The 20,359-nt window shown below is 58.5% G+C and carries 14 protein-coding genes, 1 tRNA gene and 1 pseudogene; 8 read left to right on the top strand and 8 right to left on the bottom strand.

The window, feature by feature from the left end; all coding sequences use genetic code 11:
* Nucleotides 1-104: 104 nt before the first annotated feature.
* Nucleotides 105-2,699 (top strand): aminopeptidase N, encoded by a 2,595-nt coding sequence (gene pepN, locus HBA49_RS02715; RefSeq protein ID WP_005525869.1) that lies wholly within the window; start codon nucleotides 105-107, stop codon nucleotides 2,697-2,699.
* 53 nt (nucleotides 2,700-2,752) lie between these two features.
* Here pepN and HBA49_RS02710 read toward each other — a convergent pair whose 3' ends face one another.
* The 7 genes from HBA49_RS02710 to HBA49_RS02680 all read right to left on the bottom strand — a co-directional run bounded on the left by HBA49_RS02710 (nucleotide 2,753) and on the right by HBA49_RS02680 (nucleotide 11,084).
* Nucleotides 2,753-3,979, bottom strand: a complete 1,227-nt coding sequence (locus HBA49_RS02710) for an MFS transporter (protein WP_005525651.1) — start codon at nucleotides 3,977-3,979, stop codon at nucleotides 2,753-2,755.
* A gap of 32 nt (nucleotides 3,980-4,011) precedes the next feature.
* Nucleotides 4,012-5,151, bottom strand: coding sequence for a cystathionine gamma-synthase (locus HBA49_RS02705; RefSeq protein ID WP_005526185.1), 1,140 nt, complete (start codon nucleotides 5,149-5,151; stop codon nucleotides 4,012-4,014).
* Nucleotides 5,152-5,289: 138 nt separating this feature from the next.
* Nucleotides 5,290-5,913: a DUF8185 domain-containing protein gene (locus HBA49_RS02700; protein ID WP_005526553.1), complete on the bottom strand. Its 624-nt coding sequence runs from the start codon at nucleotides 5,911-5,913 to the stop codon at nucleotides 5,290-5,292.
* Nucleotides 5,913-6,338, bottom strand: a complete 426-nt coding sequence (locus HBA49_RS02695; RefSeq protein ID WP_005521433.1) for an acyl-CoA thioesterase — start codon at nucleotides 6,336-6,338, stop codon at nucleotides 5,913-5,915. Before HBA49_RS02695 ends, HBA49_RS02700 begins: the two co-directional genes overlap by 1 nt.
* A 170-nt stretch (nucleotides 6,339-6,508) precedes the next feature.
* Nucleotides 6,509-8,179: an energy-dependent translational throttle protein EttA gene (gene ettA / locus HBA49_RS02690; protein WP_005521432.1), complete on the bottom strand. Its 1,671-nt coding sequence runs from the start codon at nucleotides 8,177-8,179 to the stop codon at nucleotides 6,509-6,511.
* A gap of 41 nt (nucleotides 8,180-8,220) precedes the next feature.
* Nucleotides 8,221-8,853, bottom strand: a complete 633-nt coding sequence (locus HBA49_RS02685; RefSeq protein WP_005526366.1) for a single-stranded DNA-binding protein — start codon at nucleotides 8,851-8,853, stop codon at nucleotides 8,221-8,223.
* Nucleotides 8,854-9,083: 230 nt separating this feature from the next.
* Entirely contained in the window at nucleotides 9,084-11,084 is a 2,001-nt protein-coding gene (locus tag HBA49_RS02680; RefSeq protein ID WP_005525937.1) for a bifunctional copper resistance protein CopD/cytochrome c oxidase assembly protein, read from the bottom strand.
* A 98-nt stretch (nucleotides 11,085-11,182) separates the two neighbouring features.
* Here HBA49_RS02680 and HBA49_RS02675 point away from each other — a divergent pair.
* Nucleotides 11,183-11,255, top strand: a tRNA-Arg gene (locus tag HBA49_RS02675).
* A 72-nt stretch (nucleotides 11,256-11,327) separates the two neighbouring features.
* Entirely contained in the window at nucleotides 11,328-11,516 is a 189-nt protein-coding gene (locus tag HBA49_RS02670; protein ID WP_040431958.1) for a hypothetical protein, read from the top strand.
* Here HBA49_RS02670 and HBA49_RS02665 read toward each other — a convergent pair.
* Complete coding sequence (locus HBA49_RS02665) at nucleotides 11,501-12,988, bottom strand: glycoside hydrolase domain-containing protein (protein ID WP_005526230.1); 1,488 nt, start codon at nucleotides 12,986-12,988, stop codon at nucleotides 11,501-11,503. The genes HBA49_RS02670 and HBA49_RS02665 overlap by 16 nt on opposite strands.
* A 617-nt stretch (nucleotides 12,989-13,605) precedes the next feature.
* Between HBA49_RS02665 and cas9 the strand changes: the two genes are divergently transcribed.
* The 5 genes and pseudogenes from cas9 (at nucleotide 13,606) to HBA49_RS02640 (ending at nucleotide 20,358) form a co-directional block, all read left to right on the top strand.
* Nucleotides 13,606-16,860: a type II CRISPR RNA-guided endonuclease Cas9 gene (cas9, locus tag HBA49_RS02660; protein ID WP_040431960.1), complete on the top strand. Its 3,255-nt coding sequence runs from the start codon at nucleotides 13,606-13,608 to the stop codon at nucleotides 16,858-16,860.
* Between the two features lie 161 nt (nucleotides 16,861-17,021).
* Nucleotides 17,022-17,273, top strand: a pseudogene (cas2, locus tag HBA49_RS02655) (CRISPR-associated endonuclease Cas2); the annotation flags it as partial.
* A 642-nt stretch (nucleotides 17,274-17,915) separates the two neighbouring features.
* On the top strand, nucleotides 17,916-18,872 hold the full coding sequence (locus HBA49_RS02650; protein ID WP_005525755.1) for an ABC transporter ATP-binding protein: 957 nt from the start codon (nucleotides 17,916-17,918) through the stop codon (nucleotides 18,870-18,872).
* Nucleotides 18,869-19,600 (top strand): hypothetical protein, encoded by a 732-nt coding sequence (locus HBA49_RS02645; RefSeq protein ID WP_005525604.1) that lies wholly within the window; start codon nucleotides 18,869-18,871, stop codon nucleotides 19,598-19,600. Before HBA49_RS02650 ends, HBA49_RS02645 begins: the two co-directional genes overlap by 4 nt.
* Nucleotides 19,600-20,358 (top strand): ABC transporter permease, encoded by a 759-nt coding sequence (locus HBA49_RS02640; protein WP_005526248.1) that lies wholly within the window; start codon nucleotides 19,600-19,602, stop codon nucleotides 20,356-20,358. The genes HBA49_RS02645 and HBA49_RS02640 overlap by 1 nt, the downstream gene beginning before the upstream one ends.
* Nucleotide 20,359: the final 1 nt, after the last annotated feature.

Raw genomic sequence — 20,359 nt, 5'->3', positions numbered from 1 at the left:
TCCTTGTATTGTTACTTGGGTACTTATGTGACCGTTTTCCACTGTAGTCACCGTGGGAGTCGGCGGCCACGATAATACTTCATGAAAGGTTGTTTTTTACGCCTATGTCTTCTACGAATCTGACCCGCCAGGAAGCGCAAGAACGTCGGGCGATCATTGGTGCGGTTGATTACGGCATTGCCGTGGATGTGACCCGCGGCGATGCCACGTTCCCGTCGGTGACCACGGTGCGGTTTGAGGTTGTCGCCCCCGGTTCCACGTTTATTGACTTAATCGCCCAGTCGGTGGAGTCTGTCACGCTTGATGGTGAGCTTGTCGACGTCACCTACCGGCCGGATTTCGGCATTCCGCTCGATGATCTCACTGCCGGTTCCCACGAGCTGGTGGTCACCGCCACCTGCGAGTATTCCCGCACCGGCCAGGGCCTGCACCGGTTTGTTGACCCGGTGGATCATGAGGTGTATTTGTACACCCAGTTTGAGACCGCCGACGCCAAGCGGGTGTTTGCCTGTTTCGACCAGCCGGATGTGAAGGCCACCTACACGCTGGCGGTGACTGCCCCGACCAATTGGTCGGTGGTGACGAACTCCCCGCAGGAGGTGTCCCCCGTCGAGGGTGATGCCGGCAAGGCGGTGTTTACGTCCCGCATTGATTACCTGCTGTCCACTTATCTGGTGGCGTTGTGCGCCGGCCCGTACTATAAGGTCACCGACGAGTGGCGGGGCGAGGTGGCGGCCCATCCCGAAAACTTGGATGAGCCGCGCGAGGTGGTGATCCCCTTGGGGCTGTATTGCCGCAAGTCGCTGGCGGAGCATTTGGATGCCGACACCCTGTTTACGGAAACCAAACAGGGTTTCGATTTTTACCACCAGAATTTTGGGGCCGCCTACCCGTTCGGCAAATACGATCAGTTGTTTGTGCCGGAGTTTAATGCGGGGGCCATGGAGAATGCTGGTGCGATCACCTACCGGGACGAGTATGTGTTTACTTCGAAGCACACTCGCCATAGCTATGAGCGTCGGTGCGAGACGGTGTTGCACGAGATGGCCCACATGTGGTTTGGCGACCTGGTCACTATGACCTGGTGGGATGATTTGTGGTTGAATGAGTCGTTTGCCACGTGGGGGTCGGTGGTGGCCCAGTCGGAGATGACGGAGTATGACACGGCGTGGGTGACGTTTGCCAATGTGGAGAAGGCGTGGGCGTACGATCAGGACCAGTTGCCGTCGACGCACCCGGTGGCGTCCGACGCCCACGACATCGAAACGGTCGAACAGAATTTCGATGGTATTACGTATGCGAAGGGCGCGTCGATTTTGAAGCAACTCCAGGCCTATGTGGGTCGGGATGCGTTCTTCGCCGGGGTGCGCCGCCACTTCGCCAGCCACGCCTTCGGCAATGCCACGTTCGACGACCTGTTGGGGGCGCTCGCGGAGGCCTCGGGGAAGGATTTGTCGTGGTGGGCGGACCAGTGGCTGAAGACCACCGGTATGAACGAGCTGTCCGCCGACGTTGAGGTGGATGAGTCCGGCCGGTACACCCGGTTTGCCGTGGCCCAGGGTGGGGCGACCCCCGGCGCGGGTGAGCTGCGCACCCACCGGATTGGTGTGGGCTTGTATTCCCTGGTGGATGGCGCGGTGGTGCGTACGCATCGGGTGGATATGGATATTGATTCGGCGTCAACGTCGGTGCCGGAGTTTGTGGGCCTGCCCAAGGCGGACCTGGTGCTGGTCAATGACGATGATTTGACGTATTGCATGATGAAGTTGGATGCGGAGTCGTTGGCGTTTGTGACGGAGAATATTGACAAGATCACGGACCCGTTGGCGCGCACGTTGTGCTGGTCGGCGGCGTGGCAGGCGACCCGGAGTGGGGAGATGCGGGCGCGCGACTACATCCAGTTGGTGGTGCGGGGCGCGGCTGCGGAGTCGGAGATGAGCGTGGTGAGCAGCGTGTTGCGGCAGGCGCAGACGGCGTTGCGGCGCTATGCGGATCCGCAGTGGGCGGCGTCGACGGGCCGGCAGTTGTTGTGCGGCGGCCTGGTTGCTGCGGCGCGGGCGGCGGAGCCGGGTTCGGATCACCAGTTGGCGTTTGTGCAGGCGCTCAGCACCATGTGGCTTGACGACGACGCAACCGCGCTGTTGAAGGCCATTGTGAAGGGCGATTCGCCGCTGCCGGGCCTGGTGGTGGACAACCAATTGCGGTGGGATGCCCTGACCGCACTGGCTGCCACGGGGCTTCACGACGTGGAGCACCAGGTGTCGGTGTTGTTGGAGGTGGATCCGAGCGCAACCGGTCGGGCTTGCGCGGCCCGCACCCGGGCGGCGGTGCCCACGTCGAAGGCGAAGCGGAAGGTGTTTAACGAGCTAACGACGAACGCCACAACAAAGCTGTCGAACGTGGCCATCCGCTACAAGTTGGCCGGGTTCGGGTTTGGGTGCGCGGATGAGGCGATGCAGCAGTTCAATTCGGAGTTTTTCGACGCGGTGTTGCCGGTGTGGGAGCTGCTGCCGAATGATACGGCGACCACGATCATTCGGGGCCTGTATCCTTGGTGGGATATTTCCGAGGCCGGCCTGGGCCGCGCGTCGGAGTTCTTGACGGAGGACGCCCCGGAGGCGGTGGCCCGCACAATTCGGGAATGCCAGTCGCAGGTGGAGCGGGCACTCCGGAACCGGCTGGTGGATGCCGGCGAGTAACCCCCTCGTTTAGATTGTGTTCAATGGGTTTCCGGTGATGGTGGTGTCCGCCATCACCGGGAGCCCGCACCGGTGGGCGTCGATAAGCGTCGAATGTCCGCATGCGCCACGAACGCTAATGTGGCGGGCAAAAACAGCAGTGCGGTGGCCGCCACGACGGTTGATGGATCGTAGCGTTCGCTGATGAAACCCGAAACCCAGGTTCCCGCGGGCATGAACCCCATCGCCGCAATCGTGGTCATGGCCGATGCTTTGCCGATGAACCGTTGGGGGATGCGGGCCGGAAAATAGCCGCTCAGTATCGAGTTGAAGAGCGGCAACAACAGCCAAAACAACCCCAGGAACACGAAACACGACACGGTGGTGAAGACCAGCGCCAACCCGCCGAACGAAAGAATGAACCCCACCGCGGTCGCCACCAGCCCCACACCGCCCCGCACCCGGGAGACCAGCACCGTGGCGGCCATGGAGCCGACAAGGCCCATGATTCCGCAATAGGTTTGAAACACACCCAACACATACGCCCCGTTCTCTGTGCCCGCTAGCTGGGTGAATGCGCTGTTGAAAATGCTGGACATGCTGAAATTCAGGATGGGGGTAAACCACAGCACAGCCCACAATACGGTGTCGGCGCGAAGAATCTTCAGTGTTTCCCGATAACCGGCCTGGGCATCATTTTCGGCCACATCGGCACGTGTGTCCGGCACCTGGAGTTTCTTGAAGGTGCAGAAGGCAAAAACATAGGTGCACAGGTCAAACACGAATGTGGCGATCGGCCGGAGGGAGTGCAGGAACGCCCCAAAGATGGGTCCCGCCACCGTCCCCAGGGAATATCTTGTTTGATTGATCGCCATCGCCTGCCCCAAATGTTCGGGGCTGACCAGGGTTTTCAACGCCGCTTTCTCCGCGGGCGAAAACACCGCCGTCGCCGACCCCACTAGGCAGGCGGCCACGGCCAACACCAGCGGAATGGGAGCGTGGAGGATGAAATGGTTGGCCACCACCACGCAAATCCCCGCGCCCCCAAGGATCGTGGACGAAAGCATGAGCGGTAATGGTCGATGCTTGTCCGCCCAGATTCCGGCGGGGATCCCCATGACCACGATGGCCAGCGTCACGCACCCGCTCACCAGGGCCGCATAAAACGGCGACTGGGTGAGGGCCAGCGTGTAGGCGAAAAACGCGAAGCTGGACACGCTATTTCCCAGCGTGCTGACGGTTTGCCCCATCATGAGCAGGCGATAATTTTTATCGGAAAACAGTATCCGGTTGTCGCTCATTCGCCTCCCGCCACTACCCCACTGTTCTACGGCTATTCCACCGCGGCCAGGGCGGCGTCAATGTCGGCAATGAGGTCGTCAAGATCCTCAATGCCGATGGAAATCCGCACCAAATCCCGGGGCACCTCCAGGGTTGAACCCGTCACGGACTGGTGCGTCATGGTGGCCGGATGCTCCACCAGCGACTCCACCCCACCCAACGACTCCGCCAAACAGATAAGCCGCGTGGCCAAACAAAACGCCCGGGCGGCCGCCTCGTCGTGGAACCGCACCGAAATCATCGCCCCAAAGCGGCGCATCTGCCTCAACGCCACCTCGTGACCCGGGTGGGTTTCCAGCCCGGGGTACAAAACCGCCTTCACCTTGGGTGACTGCTGCAAATGCCGGGCGATGGCCTCGGCGTTATCGCAGTGCCGATCCATGCGCACGGCCAGCGTCTTAATACCCCGGGCGGTCAAATAGGCGTCGAACACCGAGGGGATCGCGCCGGCCCCACCCTGGAGAAACGCCAACTCCTCGTCAAGCTTTGCGGAATTCGTGACCACTACCCCACCGACCACGTCGGAATGCCCACCCAAATATTTCGTGGTGGAGTGCAGCACATGGTCCGCCCCCAGCGCCAGCGGGTTTTGCAGATACGGCGACGCAAACGTATTGTCCACAACCAACTGGGGGCCGTCGAGCAGCTCGGCAACCGCCGCAATGTCGGTGATCGCCAACGCCGGATTGGAGGGGGTCTCCAACCACACGAGTTTCGTGTCGGACGTGATAGCGGCGGCAATGGCGTCAGTCGAAGTAGTGTCGACAACGGTGTAGGTAATGCCCCACTCCGCAAACACCGAATCAACAAGCCGAAAAGTACCACCGTAGGCATCGTGGCCGAAAATCAAATGGTCACCCGGGCGCAGCAGCACGTCGGTGGCCGCCATGCCGGAGGAAAACGCCCGACCATAAGCGGCGCCCTCCAGCGCGGCAACGGTTTTCTCCAGGGCGGCAATGGTGGGGTTGCCGCAGCGGGTGTATTCGTAGCCGCCCCGAAGCTCGTTCAAACCGTTTTGGGCAAACGTGGTGGAGGCGTAGATGGGGGTATTAATGGCCCCATAGAGGGAATCCGGGTCGTAACCCGCGTGGATGCTGGCGGTGGCAAACCCCTGGGGCTTCGGTGCACTCATCGGCGACGCTCCTTGAACAATGTCGTTTACGGAAAAGTTCACGATTGGTAGACAATCCTTTCCGAGATACTAGACTAAGCGGTCCACTCGCGTCGATTCCCGACAGAACCGGGTGAATAAAACCACCCCCAACCCACCCTATAGGGTCAAAAGATTAATCCCGCTGCTGTGATAGGCAGACCCGAAGGGGGCGTCGACCCGCACCCACCGACTATTCCGCGACACCCGCAAATGCCGCGGAATGGCGGCCGGGGCATCCATGCCGGGAATCAGCCCCAAGGCGGTGAGCGTAAACACCAACCGCATGGGGATCTCGGTGTCATCATTGACGGTAATCACCGCCTGATCCATGAGCGACTGCGGCGGGCCCAACGGGCCCGAAAACTGCCGGGCCAGGGCACGCCCCTGGTCGCTCAACCGCTGCACCACATCGGCGGGGATTTCGTCGAGAAGCTCAAACCCGGTAGTCGGTGGCAGCGCACCCATCCCCCACCCCGCATCCATGGCAGCGGCCGTCATGGTGGTGTCGGTGGCGTCGGCCAAAAGGTCGCTGACCAGCACCGCCGCCCCACCCCTGGAACAGGAGCCGGCGACGCGCCGGGATGCGATGACGGCGAAGGGGGTGGTGACGAACACGTCGACCGCCGCGTCGGAGACCGTCGAAAAGCGGGCCATGGCCCGATCCTGCAACGCAACCGCGCGCTGCAACAATGATATGAGTCCGCGGCCACCGCGTTCTATGGTGAGGGTTTCGGTAGCCATTATTCGTCCTCGGCGCGGGTGAGCACTTTGATTTCCTTCGCGGTGATCGCGCGGGGGCGTGCGGTCATGATGTCGATGGCGACCTGCACCACCTCGACCACGCAACAGATCTGCCCCTCACCGTCCTTGATTTCCTGCCGGGTGGTAAACGACGTGTTACCGATCTCAACAACCTGGGTTTCCACCGTGACATAGGGGTTGTGCGGCAACACCGGCCGCAAATAATCGGCCTCAATTTTGCGGACAAACACACTGGGCATGTCCATGCCGCGGCCCACGAATTCTTCCAGCGCGAATGCCATGCGGGCTTCCTGCGCCAGTTCCACATAGGCGGCATTGGTGATGTGCCCGAACCTATCGAAATCCCCCCACCGAACTGGCACTTGAGCGATGTGGATACTACTGTTTGACTGGGTTTCTGCCATGGGTGTTACATGCTTTCTTCATCGTTAAGTAATCAAGTGTACGCTTCAATCAACATAACGAGTCTAGCTGAGTTCTTGTTACGGCAAAACAAAACCCCCGGGTGCATCCGGGGGCAATGCTATTTGTCACGCATGCATTATGTCGGTTTTTGCCTGCGCTTATCGACGCACTATCGAGTGAGTTTTCGGTGCGTCACTCGGGAGGGTCGGGCCGCCTCGGCGCCCAGCCGCTCAACCTTATTCTTCTCGTAGTCGCCGAAATTGCCTTCGAACCAGAACCATTGGCCCTCGGCCACGTTCCCCTCCCACGCCAGAATGTGGGTGCAGGTGCGGTCGAGGAACCACCGGTCGTGGGAGATCACCACGGCGCAGCCCGGGAAGTTCTGCAGCGCGTTTTCCAGGGAGGACAGGGTTTCCACGTCCAGGTCGTTGGTGGGCTCGTCCAGCAGAATCAGGTTGCCGCCCTGCTTGAGGGTGAGCGCCAGGTTCAGGCGGTTCCGCTCACCACCCGAAAGGACTTTCGAGGGTTTTTGTTGGTCGGCGCCCTTGAACCCGAAGGCGGACAGGTAGGCGCGGGACGGCATTTCGTTCTGGCCCACCACAATGTGGTCCAGGCCGTCGGACACGACTTCCCACACGGTTTTTTCCGGGTCGATGTTTTCCCGACCCTGGTCCACGTAGGACAGCCGCACGGTTTGGCCCACATTCACTTCGCCGGTGTCGGGTTCTTCCAGGCCAACAATGGTTTTGAACAGGGTGGTTTTGCCCACACCGTTGGGGCCGATCACCCCGACAATGCCGTTGCGGGGCAGGGTGAACGACAGGTCTTTAATCAGGATACGGCCGTCGAACCCCTTGTTGAGGTTGTGGACTTCCACCACCTGGGCGCCCAGGCGCGGCGGGGTGGGGATTTGGATTTCTTCGAAGTCCAGCTTGCGGTATTTCTCCGCCTCGGCGGCCATTTCTTCGTAGCGGGCCAGGCGGGCCTTGGACTTGGCCTGACGGGCCTTCGCCCCGGACCGCACCCATTCCAGCTCCTGCTTCAGGCGTTTTTGTAGCTTGCGGTCTTTCTGGCCGGCGACCTCTAGGCGTTCGGCTTTCTTCTCCAGGTAGGTGGAGTAGTTGCCCTCGTAGGGGTACAGTTTGCCGCGGTCGACTTCGCAAATCCAGCCGGCCACGTGGTCGAGGAAGTACCGGTCGTGGGTAACGGCCAGGACGGCACCCGGGTATTTGGCCAGGTGTTGCTCCAACCATTGGACGGATTCGGCATCCAGGTGGTTGGTGGGCTCGTCGAGCAGCAGTAGATCCGGTTCGGCCAGGAGGAGTTTCGCCAGGGCTACGCGGCGGCGCTCCCCGCCGGACAGGTGGGTGACGGGCTCGTCCGATGGCGGGCATCGCAGGGCCTCCATGGCCTGCTCGATTTTGGAGTCGATTTCCCAGGCGTCGGCCGCGTCGAGTTTTTCTTGCAGCTTGCCCATTTCCTCCATGAGCTCGTCGGTGTAGTTGGTGGCCATTTCCTCGGCAATCGCGTTGTAGCGCTTGAGGGTTTCAAAAATGTCGCCCAGGCCTTCTTCCACGTTTTCCCGCACGGTTTTTTCCTCGTTCAGCGGGGGTTCCTGAAGCAGGATGCCGACGGTTGCACCCGGGTCGAGGAAGGCTTCGCCGTTAGAGGGTTGGTCCAGGCCGGCCATGATCTTAAGGATGGATGATTTGCCCGCGCCATTGGGGCCGACCACGCCGATCTTGGCCCCTGGGTAAAACGCCATGGTGACATTGTCGAGAATAACTTTGTCGCCAATGGCTTTGCGCACATTTTTCATCGTGTAGATGAATTCGCCCACGTTTGGTTTCCCCTTAAAGTGAGTAAGTTAATAGTTGGCTTCTAAGGGTACATGACCGTGCTGCTTGGGTGCGAGGCGCCACTAGCCACCAGTGCTTCCGACACCGGTTCCGCGGGTGGGTCGTCCGGCATGGGTTCCGAATAGGGTGCTTCCGGGGCGGGCGGCGTCGGCGACGCGGCCTCCAGTGCCGGAGGTTTGCCGTCGTGAAGCGACATGGCGGAAACCTCAACGGCGTAGTGGGTAATGTTTTTCGGCTCGCAATTGAACCTGCTCAGGTCCGCGCCTCCGGTATGTTTTGCGACGGGCAGTGGGTTGCGGCAATACCGCACCACATAGGCGCATAACTCAAAACCCACGTAGAGCGCCCGCAACACCACCTTGGTGCGCAGCTTGCCTTCCTGGTCGCGCCATTCTTGCGTGGTCAAATACCCCACGCAAATCACCGGGTTTCCTTTCGACAGTGACTCGTGCACGTTGACCGCGAGGTCGCCCCAGGTTTCCACATCAATATAGAGCTGGTCGCGTTCCTCGTAGTGCGCGCTGTTGTCGGCGAATCGGCGCACCCGCCGGGAGGTGCCCAGCCGAAACCTGGCGAATTTCCGGCCGGTGTCGAATTCGCGGTAGAACGGTTCGGCGGTGAGGTGGCCGATGAGGGTGACGGTTTGTTGTTGCATGGGCGGGCTCCTTGAACTGGGTCATCACGTGGGGTTTTGTTGCTGTTACCTCCCACTGTGCCCGCCGGCTGCCCGGTTGTCGAGGGTTTTCCGTAACTCGTCCGGCCTGTGGATAACTGTCCTGCGGCTGCCGAGTTATCCACATTATTATTGTGCAGTCGACTGCAACTTCTCAGCCTGCTGTGGGCTTTTCGACGCCCTGCCCAACCCATTCGGGCCGAAACCCACAATTAGGACACGTTCTTATTCATCCGCGCCAGCATTTGGTTGTACGCTTCCAAATCCTCGTCTTCGGTGTCGTCGGCGCGCTGGTCGTAGGCCTTGGCCTCGTTCCGGTCCTCCTTCAACCATTGCAGGAACAGGGCGCCGAACACCACCACCAGCGGGAATGAGCCGGAAGCCCAGGCGATGCCGCCGCCCACGTCCTGGTCGTGCAGCAGGTCGATGTCCCACGGCAGGCCTAGGGTTCGGTAGAAGTCTTCCGCCAGAATCTGCGACAGTTGCATGAGGTACACGCCGAAATACAGGTGTACCGGCATGGAGAACACCAACCAGGCGAGGCGGCGCAACACCGTGTTTTCCCGCGGCTTCGGGTCGGAGCCGATCATGTCCCAGTAGTAAATGTATCCCGACAACAGGAACACCCAATTCATAATGAGGTGGCCGGCGTGCTCTTTCACCATGAGGTCGTACCAGGGAGTGATGTAGAGCACGTAGAAGAAGGTGAGGAATTGGATGGTGTTCACCGCCGGGTGGAACAGGAATTTGAGTGTGGTGGATTGGATGAAGGCCTGAACCCATTCGTGCAGGCCAGGTTCCTCCGGGTTGGGGGCGGTGACGGTGAGGATCATTTGCAGGGGGGCGCCCAACACCAGGAACACGGGGATCACCATGGACAGCATCATGTGGGCCACCATGTGCATGGAGAACATGGCCGGCATGTACAGGCCAATCCCAGAGCTCATGGCCAGCGCCAGGGTGATGCTGCCGAGCAGCCACCAAAAGGTACGCTGCCACGGCCAGGCCTCCCCCAATTGTTTCAGGCGGTACAGCCCATACAGGTAGCCAATGGTGAGGAAGATCCCCAGGGTGGTGAACATGATATCGAACCGCCAAATGGTCCACACGGACCACACGGTCGGCTCAAACGTGAGGTCATACCCCATGGTGAGGGCCATGGGCGACAGGTCCACCACCCGCGGTGGCGGTGGCGGGGTGCGACCTAAGGAAACCGCAACACCAATGGTGGCCGCCATGACGAGCACCTCAACGACGGCGACGCGGATAAAGGGGCTGCTATTTCCCGACGTCAGGCGCGGAATGGTGGCGGTCCGGTGCCACCACCCGAAAATCGCCAATGCGAACGTGAGTACCGTCTTGGCCACAATCACCCGACCGTAATCGGAAGTGAACAAGTCTTCGAATCGCACCCGGATGGCGGCGTTGATGACCCCGGAAATGGCCATGGCGACCATGGAAGTGGCAGCGATCATGGAGTAGCGGCGCACCGCCAATTGCAGGTTTGGGCCTAACCGCCGGCCGTGGGCGATGAGCGCCATGAGGCCACCCACCCACAACATCATGAACAGCACGTGCCACAGCAGCGAGTTCGTCCCATAGTCGTGGTCGCCGCCGGCCGCCGAGTGCCCAGATAATCCTTGGGGGGCGACGATCAGGATGGCGCCCACCAGCCACACGGGCTGCCACATCCAGGTGCGCGGCGCAATGAGCGCGGCCCCACCCACCACGAGAGCAATCATGGCCGAAATGAGCCACGCCTTGGCATCCGCCACCTGGTTAAGCGCCACAAACCAGTTCGCCGGCTTGATGGCCTCGGTGATCGACTGGCCCGACACGTCGGAAAGCACCAGCGGCACCATAATGATCCCGATAAGTGCAAAGACGAGCGCCGCCACCGCACCCGTGCGCGACGCGATGAGACCATCGACGGTCAGGTACGCCCGCCGAATGTCCCCTTGACGGGGGGAGAGTAGGAAACTTGCGAATAAGAAGGATCCGACCGATAACGCGGCGAGCAACCACGCCCCCGCCCGCAGGAGTGGCAAACCTGCTGTGGTTATGGGACCGGGGTCGGGAATGCCCAGGACAGCGAGTGATTCCGTTAAGAAACCCCAGGAAATTATCGCCCCTGTGACACCAGCGATGAGAAAAAAGAGGAGGTATAACGGCCAGGTTATCCGCGCTCCCCGACTGCTCTTCGTTTCGACCATGCGTTTAAGCCTAACCCCCGGTGGGGTAAATCCAGTCATTGCCCCATCAACAAAATTTCAACGGCGGGTTAAAATTGCGCTAATCTGTTTCTCGTTACGCCTCCATAGCTCAGTGGATAGAGCTACCGGTTTCTACCCGGTTGGTCGCGGGTTCGAATCCTGCTGGAGGCACGTTTGAAACCCCACTGCCAGGCGTTTTGCCGAGTCGGTGGGGTTTTACGTGTGTGAGACATGGTGGGTGTTATGCAGGCACCGAATTCGCGGGAATTCGAATTTTTGTTCGTGATGGATTTGGTGGTTCCAAAACCCGCAGAAACGAACTGTTTTTCGATGCTCTACCGGAACCGTCCGCCACTCGCCGAGCCGACCAGACGCACCGCCAAGTTCGGGCCGCCGGTCCCCCACCACCGCGGCAGCTATTTTTGTTTCTGAAGCTCCGTCAGCATCTTCTCGATCCGGTCCAACCGCTCTGGCAGGGTCGCTACCGTCCGGGCAATTTCGGGGATCAGCCGAATCTTGCCGGCAACGAAGTCGACAAAAGTTTTGCCTTCCGTGGCTTTCCACCCGGTGAACCGTGGCCCCTTGGTGTCCCATTCGGGGCCGACAAGTTGGTCTAAAATCCAGCGAATCATGATCCGTTCTTCTCCTTGCTCCGGGGTTTCCGGGGTGGGTGTTGGGGTGGGGTTATTGGGTTGGCGGGTGTTACGGAGTTCCTGGGCGTAGCCGAGCACCACGTCGTAGGGGAATCCGGGGCCGGGATCGGTGTGGTTGACTTCGCGCCAGGCCTCGGAGATTTCAGCATGCCCGTGCACGCCGCGGGCACCAGCACGCAGCCGGTCGGCGTCGATAAATTCCAGGGGAATATCGTACAGTTGCGACCAGCTGGCAATCTGTTCAGCGGTCCGCCGCAGCTTTGCATCGTCGTCAAGCCAATCCTCACGGCTCATTCGCGCGTAACCGGTGAGGCTGATGTGGAGACAACGGGCATTACCGGTGGGGCCGGCGGCATACGGCATAAAATCATCTGTATTGCACAAAATTAAAATGCCGTCGGCGCCGGCGAGCACGTTATAGCTTGACCCGTTGGCGGGGTTTGTCTGCCACTGGGCCACAGCAATCCCGTCCCGTTCCGGCGGACATTCCACGGTATGGACGCAAATCGACTGGATACTGTCGATCGACCGGTAACCCACGCCCGGCATGTCCGCGGTGAAGTCGGCATCGTAGCGCACCACGATCGGCCCGGACGACTCGGGCTGCGACTGCGGCTGTGGCGCAACTTCGGACACGGGTTTTTGGCCCCAGTAGTGGTGCCAGACGTCATTAACATCGCATTCGATACCGCCGACGGTGACCTGACCAGCCCGCTGAAACAGGACTGCTTCATCAGACAATTCGCCCCATGACCAGGCGATTGTCTGCCACGCCAGGTGTTTTCCGCCGCCCAAGTTGGCGATCACGCCGTCCTCGACCGCCCAACTGATTACGCGGGAATGGCCATAGATCCCGACTCTTTCGCGCCCCAGGATTTCGCAACAGGCCCGAAAATATTCGACCGCCGTTACGTTCCACTGTTCGAGCGTGATGGCAAAGTCCACGGCGAAAAACACGGGATGGTTGCTGCAGCCGAGCTCGTCAAGTTTTTGTTTGGCGGCGCGAGCATCGGCAAGCCCACCGTCGCGGCCGCGCATAACGTCGGAATCGGCCTCTTTTCCGTATTGCCAGACGAAAGCCACGTCGAGGCCATGAACATGAAAATCATCAATTTCGGCACGTTGGATGGGTTTTCCGCGCATCCAATCCGCACGCGGCGGACTAATATATCTCACCGCGCCGTCGTATCCGGCGTCACGGACGGCGGCAGCCTGGGGAACCCCGGCGCTGTAATCTAGTACGGTTGCCATCGCATTTCCTCCAATTATGCAAAACCCCAGCATATTTGCTATTTTGGGGTGGTAGTTGGGCCCCATAATACTGATTGGTACACCCGAATTGGGGGCTCTGGACAAGCATCTCCCGCAACACCCTGGTGTTGAGTAGCACCCAATCGCGGCAATAATGACAAATTGTCACACCAAATTGCGGCTAGCAAGATAGTCATGTAGCAGCTTTACGACGCTCTAAAGTGCGGAAAATAAGATGAATAATTTATAAATAACCAAATATGTAGCAAAAATGGTACGAATAAATTGCTCAACAAATCTGGGACAATTTTCCCAACCAAATAGTGGAAATGTCAACATTAACTGGGATTTTACCTAAAGAAAAACTTCTACCCCTATGGAGCCTTGTCACTTCCGCCACTTTGTATAGTTATTTGCACAGTAATTTATCCCCTCAATTACCCCTATTTGCGATTTTCTAAATAAGTCTTGCGAATCAAGGTTTTTCCTTTTATCATTGCTTGCAGAGTTGAACCTCAGTAAGTGTCGGCTAGTTTCCGGCGCAGAATGCTCCAGCCGACGGACTTACCTCCGTCGGCTTTCTTTTTACGAAAGGATTCGCCTTGAACTCGGCAAACGTGAACTACCGGGTGGGAATCGACGTTGGGTCTTATTCCCTTGGCATGGCGGCCATCGCCATCGATGATGATGGAAAACCCACGGAAATCCTCAGCGCTATCTCCCTCATCCACGACTCAGGTGTCGACCCGGATAGCGCCAAATCCGCCGCTACTCGACTAGCGACCTCGGGCATAGCCCGGCGAACCCGGCGGCTTTATCGGCGGAAACGCAAGCGTCTTGCCAAGCTCGACAAGTTTATTAGCTCCCAGGGTTGGCCGCTCAAGGAGTTTGAGAAGTACGAGGACCCGTTTTACCCATGGCGGGTGCGGGCCGAGTTGGCCACCACCGCCATCACCGATCAGCAAGAACTGGGCGAAAAGCTGTCCATTGCCCTGCGCCATATCGCCAGGCACCGAGGGTGGCGCAACCCCTACAGCAAGGTCACTGCCCTGTATACCGTGACGGAACCATCAGATGCCTTTTTAGCAATGCAGGAGGAATGCGCGAAGCAGCTGGGGCGAACCATCCCGGAAACCATCACGGTAGGCCAACTGGTAACCGGCATGAATCTGGGCAAGACAAGGCTGCGTGGCGAGAATAGTCTGTTAGCGGCCAGGCCACGACAAAGTGACAATGCCAACGAGATTCATACCATTGCCAAGGTTCAAGGCCTTTCCAACGAGCTGGTAAGGCAGATCATTGACCACGTGTTTGCGGCCGAGTCTCCGAAGGGTTCAGCCGCAGAGCAGGTGGGTAAGGATCCCCTGCAACCCACGAAGAAGCGCGCACTGAAGGCATCGGATGCGTTCCAGCAGTATCGTATTGCGGCATTGATCGGTAATTTGCGGATCCGCGGCGGTAAGGGGAATCGGCGCCTCACCACCGAGGAAACCAGGCTGGTTTTCGATTACCTGCGGAGCTTGCCTGCTAAGCAGGAGCCCACGTGGCAGCTGGTTGCGGAACAGCTCAAGATCGACCGCGGCAACCTGGTGGGTACCGCAATCATGACTGATGATGGTGAGCGCGCCGGGGCTAAACCACCGGTTCACGATACTAACCGGATCATGGAAAACACGAAGATTAAGCCACTTGCCACGTGGTGGAAGTCTGCCGACGCCGATGCCCGGGCAGCCATGGTGAAGGCGTTGTCGAACGCTGAGGTGGATGATTTTGATTCCCAGGCTGGCGCCCAAGTGCAGGAGTTCTTTTTCGGTATTTCTGACGAGGATCAGGAGAAGCTTGATGGGCTTCACCTGCCCATTGGTCGCGCAGCCTATAGCGAGGACACTCTTGATCGCCTCACCAAACGCATGATTGGCGAGGGCATGGATTTATATGAGGCGCGGCAGGCAGAGTTTAAGATTTCGAATGATTGGGCACCGCCGGCACCGGAAATCGGCGAGCGGGTGGGAAATCCTGCGGTTGATCGGGTGCTGAAGGCAACGGCTCGGTGGTTAAACGCGGCGGAACGCCAGTGGGGTGCCCCAAAGTCTGTCAATATTGAGCACGTACGGGCTGCTTTCATGAGTGAATCAAGTGCGCGGGAACTTGACCGGGACAATCAACAGCGTGCAAAGCGGAATGTAAAAGTGGTGGCCGAGATGCAGGAAAAATTAGGCATCGAGGGTCGACCAAGCCGTGCAGATGTCTGGCGGTTTCAATCAATCCAACGGCAGAATGGTAAATGCGCATACTGCGGAGCAGAGATTAGCTTTAAGAATTCTGAAATGGACCACATCATCCCACAAGCGGGTGAAGGTTCCACCAATACCAGGGATAATCTCGTCGCAGTGTGCCGTGAGTGCAACAGTTCAAAGTCTAATATCGCATTTGCGGTGTGGGCAGAAAATACCTCTCGACCTGGTGTCTCTGTTCAAAAAGCGATCGAACGAACTCACCACTGGGTTACGGATTCTGGCCTGCGTAAACCTGAATTTGATAAGTTCCGTAAGCAAGTGTGCGATCGGCTACGGCGTAAGGCCACCGATGAGCCGATTGATGCTCGTTCCTTGGAATCCGTGGCGTGGATGGCGAATGAGCTCCGCTCCCGGATTGCGCAAAAGTTCAAGGATGGTGACACAAAAGTCCGGGTGTATAAGGGTGCTTTGACGGCTGAGGCACGAAGGGCCTCGGGTATTTCCGGCAAATTGGAATTCGTCGATGGTAAGGGTAAGTCGCGGTTGGATCGCCGGCATCACGCGGTAGATGCCGCGGTTGTTGCGTTCACGTCGAATTATGTTGCGGAAACGCTAGCACTACGGTCGAATATGAAATTCGACCAGGAGCTGCGCCGCAAAGCGCCCCAATGGCGGGAATTTACTGGCTCGGATCATGTGCATCAGGTTGAGTGGACCAAGTGGAAGTACCGCATGCAGGCCTTAGCAGAACTATTGAATAATGCACTCGTACAAGATCGCATTGTTGTTATGCATAACCTGCGTCTGCGGCTTGGCAATGGTGCGGCACATGAAGACACGATTGGCAAGTTAACCCGGCTCAAGGTGGGTGACGCAATCTCTACTACAGATATTGATCGGGCATCCAGCGAAGCCCTATGGTGCGCGTTGACCCGTGACCCAGATTATGACCCCAAGACTGGCTTGCCGGAAAACCCAAATCGAACGATTCGGATTCATGGAACACATCTTACGGCTTCCGATGAAATCACGGTGTTCCCAGTAGCCGCTGCATCCATTCCCATTCGGGATGGATTCGCCAAGCTGGGAAGTAATTATCATCATGTGCGGTTATTCCGCGTTCCCAGTGGCAAAAAATACAAGTATTGTCTCATGCAGGTGTACACGGTTGATCTTCTCAAATTCCGCAAAGAAGACCTATTCACCGTAGAGCTCAAGCCACAAACTATTAGTGTTCGAACATGTGAAGCACTACTACGCAAAGCGCTAGCGAATGGCACTGCGGAATATTTGGGCTGGCTGGTCAGCGATGATGAACTACTCATTGATACCTCATCATTTGATACTCCCGGAATTGTAAAGTTGCGAGAAGAATATGGTCCTGTCAATCGATGGCGACTTGCTGGCTTAACTTCAGTTACCCGATTGAATCTCCGACCTCTTTACCTCAGCAAAGAGGGATTAAAACCTAACGTCAATCCCGAAATTAAAAAGATTATTGATAATCGTAGTTGGATTATCACTGTAAACAAACTATTCAGTAGCGGCCACGTCAAAATTATCCGCCGAGATGCGCTTGGGCGTCCTCGACTCCATAGCGCAGCTCATCTACCAATATGTTGGGAAGTGAAATGAAGAAATGAGTGACAGTGGTTGGCAAGTCCTCGACTTCAGTGACTTCAAGGGGTCATTGACGTATAAACGAGGTAATGTCCATGTACGCAAGCATGAAGATGGTTCCGAAGTAGATGTGCCTCTCGCCCATGCCGCTGTGGTGATTAAAGAAGCAACGTTCGGAGGCCAATCGGTTTCGGAATCACCTGTTTGACTTGGGTTTTTGTCGTGCTCAGTTCAGCGTATATGTGCAGTATTTACCACTAGGTGTTCGACTGCACATCCTGGCGAAGAGTATTAAAACCGAGCTACCTCATGGTGGTGACGTGCGGTTTTTGGCTGTGACGGATACACAATGGTCAAAAACTATTCGATATTCCAACGCTGATGAAACAAAAGCCGAGGAAACACCGAGCCAGCTTATGATTTTTTAAAAGTAAAATCCCCTGATATTACCTGTTCAAACCCTATTTTTGGGGCTATAACAAGTATATCAAGGGATTTGAGAGTTGAACCCCAGCCGAAGACTGGCTTGCCGACGACCAAAAGCAAGTATATCAAGGGATTTGAGAGTCGAACCCCAGCAGTTATGAGTGTTGGGCGGAAAGATCCCCAAGTATATCACAGAGCCGAACCCCAGCAACCCCAGTGATCCTAGCAATCATCCAAAGTCAGGACCCAGTATATCGGGGTTTAAAAATACAAAAACCCTGCAAATAATCAAACTTCAACCGGAACATCCAATCTCAACTTGGACAAGCAAACATATCAATAAGAAAACACCTTTGTGCTCTCCCCTATACTAAAATCCCATATATCCAATCATTCACAGAAATCTGGAGCATGCCACATGTCAATCATTGTTCGCCAACTCGCCCACCGCGCAGGCACCGTCACTGGGTAGCGGAATAGCTGATCCCTGCAGCAAACCTCAACCCACAACGCAAGGTTAGTTGGCCTACAGCCGAACCCATGACGCGCCCCTGAGTGGGCATATCACGCCGCGCCCTATTGATTTCCATCATTTCTGGCGCCGGCGATCTTCCCATGCTTTCCCAAAACTCATGGAGTTCACTGTGAACCAACCCAACCCGGTGCTTTCGGCACGCCAACTCACGCGACGCTTCCGAAACACCACCACCGTCAACAACGTATCCTTCGACATTCACCCCGGCCAGATTGTGGCATTGGTCGGCCCGAACGGCGCCGGCAAAACCACGACCGTGAAAATGTGTTCGACCCTCCTGGCGCCCACATCCGGCACAATCACGGTATGCGGCATTGACGCCACCCAAAGGCGTCGACAAGCAAGGCAACACATCAGCATCATCCTGGGCGGCGAAACCGGCTTCTACCAGCACGCTTCCGTCAAAGATAACCTGCTGTTCTTCGCCGACGTCGCGGGCGTTCCGTCACGCAGCCGCCGATCCCGAGTCAAGGACGCTCTCGCGCAGGTCCGCCTCACCGACCGCATGTTCGACCCGGTTGGGGAGCTGTCGCGCGGCATGAAGCAACGCCTCCACATCGCGCGCGGCCTGCTGTCTCGCCCCCAAGTGCTGCTTTTCGACGAGCCCACCAACGGCCTGGACCCGGAGATTTCCGTCGAAATTCGGGCCCTCATCCGGGAGTTAGCCACCGACGGCGCGGGCGTACTACTCACATCACACCTGCTCACAGAGGTGGCAGAGCTGTCCGACACGATCCATGTGCTCATTGATGGGCGCATCATCGTCACCGGCGGGGTCGCCGACATCGCCGAACGTGCCGGCATCACCGCGGTGACCTCGTTCACCACCCCGCTGGGCACAGAGCCGCGGCTGCGGGAGTTCCTCGCCACTCTCACCCGCTATGATTCGATTGCGCACGTTACATGTGTGCGGATGGCCGCCCACCACGCTGGCCTCATCAGTTGGTGTGGCGCCCCCACGGATGTTTCCGCGCTGGCTGACGCCGTGGGCCTGACGGTAACTGACGTCATGACCAGGAAGCCCAACCTGGAGGAAAGCTACCTGGCACTGGTGGGGCAATCATGATTTCGGTTATGCGAATGGTGTGGTTTCACCTGCGGCAGTTTGCCCGGGTCGGATATTTCGTGGGGTTGCTGGTGTCGTCAACCACCTCAATGTTTTTGCTGCAACTGTTGGCGATGCGCGCCGCCACCAGGCCGATTCTAAGCCCGGATCCGCAGCTGTGGGCGCGGGCGGCACTGGTGGGCATGTGGTCGGTGTGCACGGTGTCAGCGGGGATGATTGGTTTTCAGCGGATGCAGGGCACCCTAGTGCATGTGCTGTTTTCACCCCGGTCGCCTATTGTCACGCTCGGGCCGATAGTGGCGGCAGGCTCCTGCTTTGGGATTCTGTCATTTCCGCTGGCGGCGGGCCTGGCCGTCGTGTTTCACCAGCCGGTCGGCGCAATCAATGGGTTTGGCCTGCCGCTCTACTGGCTGGCTTGCCTGTCGGTCAGCGTGGTGGTGGCGACCACGTTCGTGTTTACGCGCAACGCCATCGCGTACGAGCCCTTGCTGCTGGTTCCCATGATTGTGCTGTCGGGAATGTTCGGCTCCCCACTCCCCCAGCTTGCCGCGGTGGGATGGGTGATTCCTACCAGCCACGCGATCACGGTGCTGACCACACCAAACATTGATCCGGGCCGTATCGTCGCCACCCTAGCGGTGTCGGCAGCGTGGTTGGCAAGTGGCGGATGGCTCGCCCGGATAGCACTTCGGCGCGCAACGGTGGCCGGCACCCTGGAGGTGGCGTGATGTCCGATTGCAAGCAATGGTATGTGGCGTTACGGATCGCCCGCCAATCCATGCCGGCGCTGGCGAATCCACGTACCGCAGTGGTCACGCTGGTGGCAGCACCCCTGCTGGAGGTCGTATTACTGCTGGTTATCGCGCTCCGGCTGCGGGTTCCAGAAACCATCATTGTGACGGATGCCAGCCTGGTCGTAACCACAATTACCACCATGACTGGTGGTATTACCACCGCGGTGGTCCGGGATCGAGCCCAGGGGATTCTCGCCCACATCATGGCCACCGCTCCCCTGCACCTGCGCTATTGGGTGTCGAAATTCGTGCCCCTGGCTGGGATCGTGACGGCAACAAACCTGATCGTGACCACCATGGTGCTCGTCGCCGATCCACACCATGACCTGCAACTCTATGCGTTGACGCTCGCCGGTATCAGCACTGCCGCAGTCACCAGCGTGGGGGTTGGTATGGTGTGTGCGGCCGGCACGATCGTGTTGCACGACCCGTTTCGGCTGGCCAATATCGTCACCGCGGTGGTGCCGCTATCGGCAGGCGTACTGCTGCCCCATGCCACGTACCCGGCGGGAATCCGCGAGGTGTGCGAGGTTCTGCCCGGAACCTGGCTGGTGGCCGCCCTCCGGGAGAACGCACCTGCCCTCATGCTCGTAGAATGCGGCGTCTCCGCGCTGTGGCTGGTGCTGGGCCTGGCGCTCCTCATGGTTGCTGGCCAGCTACGCTACCGGAGCGGCCGCACGGACCTGCTTTAGG

Source organism: Corynebacterium matruchotii, assembly GCF_011612265.2.
Classification (GTDB): Bacteria; Actinomycetota; Actinomycetes; order Mycobacteriales; family Mycobacteriaceae; genus Corynebacterium; species Corynebacterium matruchotii.
The sequence above is the reverse complement of the archived record's forward strand: the minus strand, read 5'-3'. Positions and strand labels throughout refer to the sequence as shown.

Coding starts and splice junctions, on each gene's coding strand:
- HBA49_RS02705 (WP_005526185.1), bottom strand. CDS start 5,151: ATGAGTGCACCGAAGCCCCAGGGGTTTGCCACCGCCAGCATCCACGCG.
- HBA49_RS02685 (WP_005526366.1), bottom strand. CDS start 8,853: ATGCAACAACAAACCGTCACCCTCATCGGCCACCTCACCGCCGAACCG.
- HBA49_RS02700 (WP_005526553.1), bottom strand. CDS start 5,913: ATGGCTACCGAAACCCTCACCATAGAACGCGGTGGCCGCGGACTCATA.
- HBA49_RS02680 (WP_005525937.1), bottom strand. CDS start 11,084: ATGGTCGAAACGAAGAGCAGTCGGGGAGCGCGGATAACCTGGCCGTTA.
- HBA49_RS02645 (WP_005525604.1), top strand. CDS start 18,869: ATGATTTCGGTTATGCGAATGGTGTGGTTTCACCTGCGGCAGTTTGCC.
- HBA49_RS02640 (WP_005526248.1), top strand. CDS start 19,600: ATGTCCGATTGCAAGCAATGGTATGTGGCGTTACGGATCGCCCGCCAA.
- HBA49_RS02695 (WP_005521433.1), bottom strand. CDS start 6,338: ATGGCAGAAACCCAGTCAAACAGTAGTATCCACATCGCTCAAGTGCCA.
- HBA49_RS02710 (WP_005525651.1), bottom strand. CDS start 3,979: ATGAGCGACAACCGGATACTGTTTTCCGATAAAAATTATCGCCTGCTC.
- HBA49_RS02670 (WP_040431958.1), top strand. CDS start 11,328: ATGCAGGCACCGAATTCGCGGGAATTCGAATTTTTGTTCGTGATGGAT.
- pepN (WP_005525869.1), top strand. CDS start 105: ATGTCTTCTACGAATCTGACCCGCCAGGAAGCGCAAGAACGTCGGGCG.
- HBA49_RS02665 (WP_005526230.1), bottom strand. CDS start 12,988: ATGGCAACCGTACTAGATTACAGCGCCGGGGTTCCCCAGGCTGCCGCC.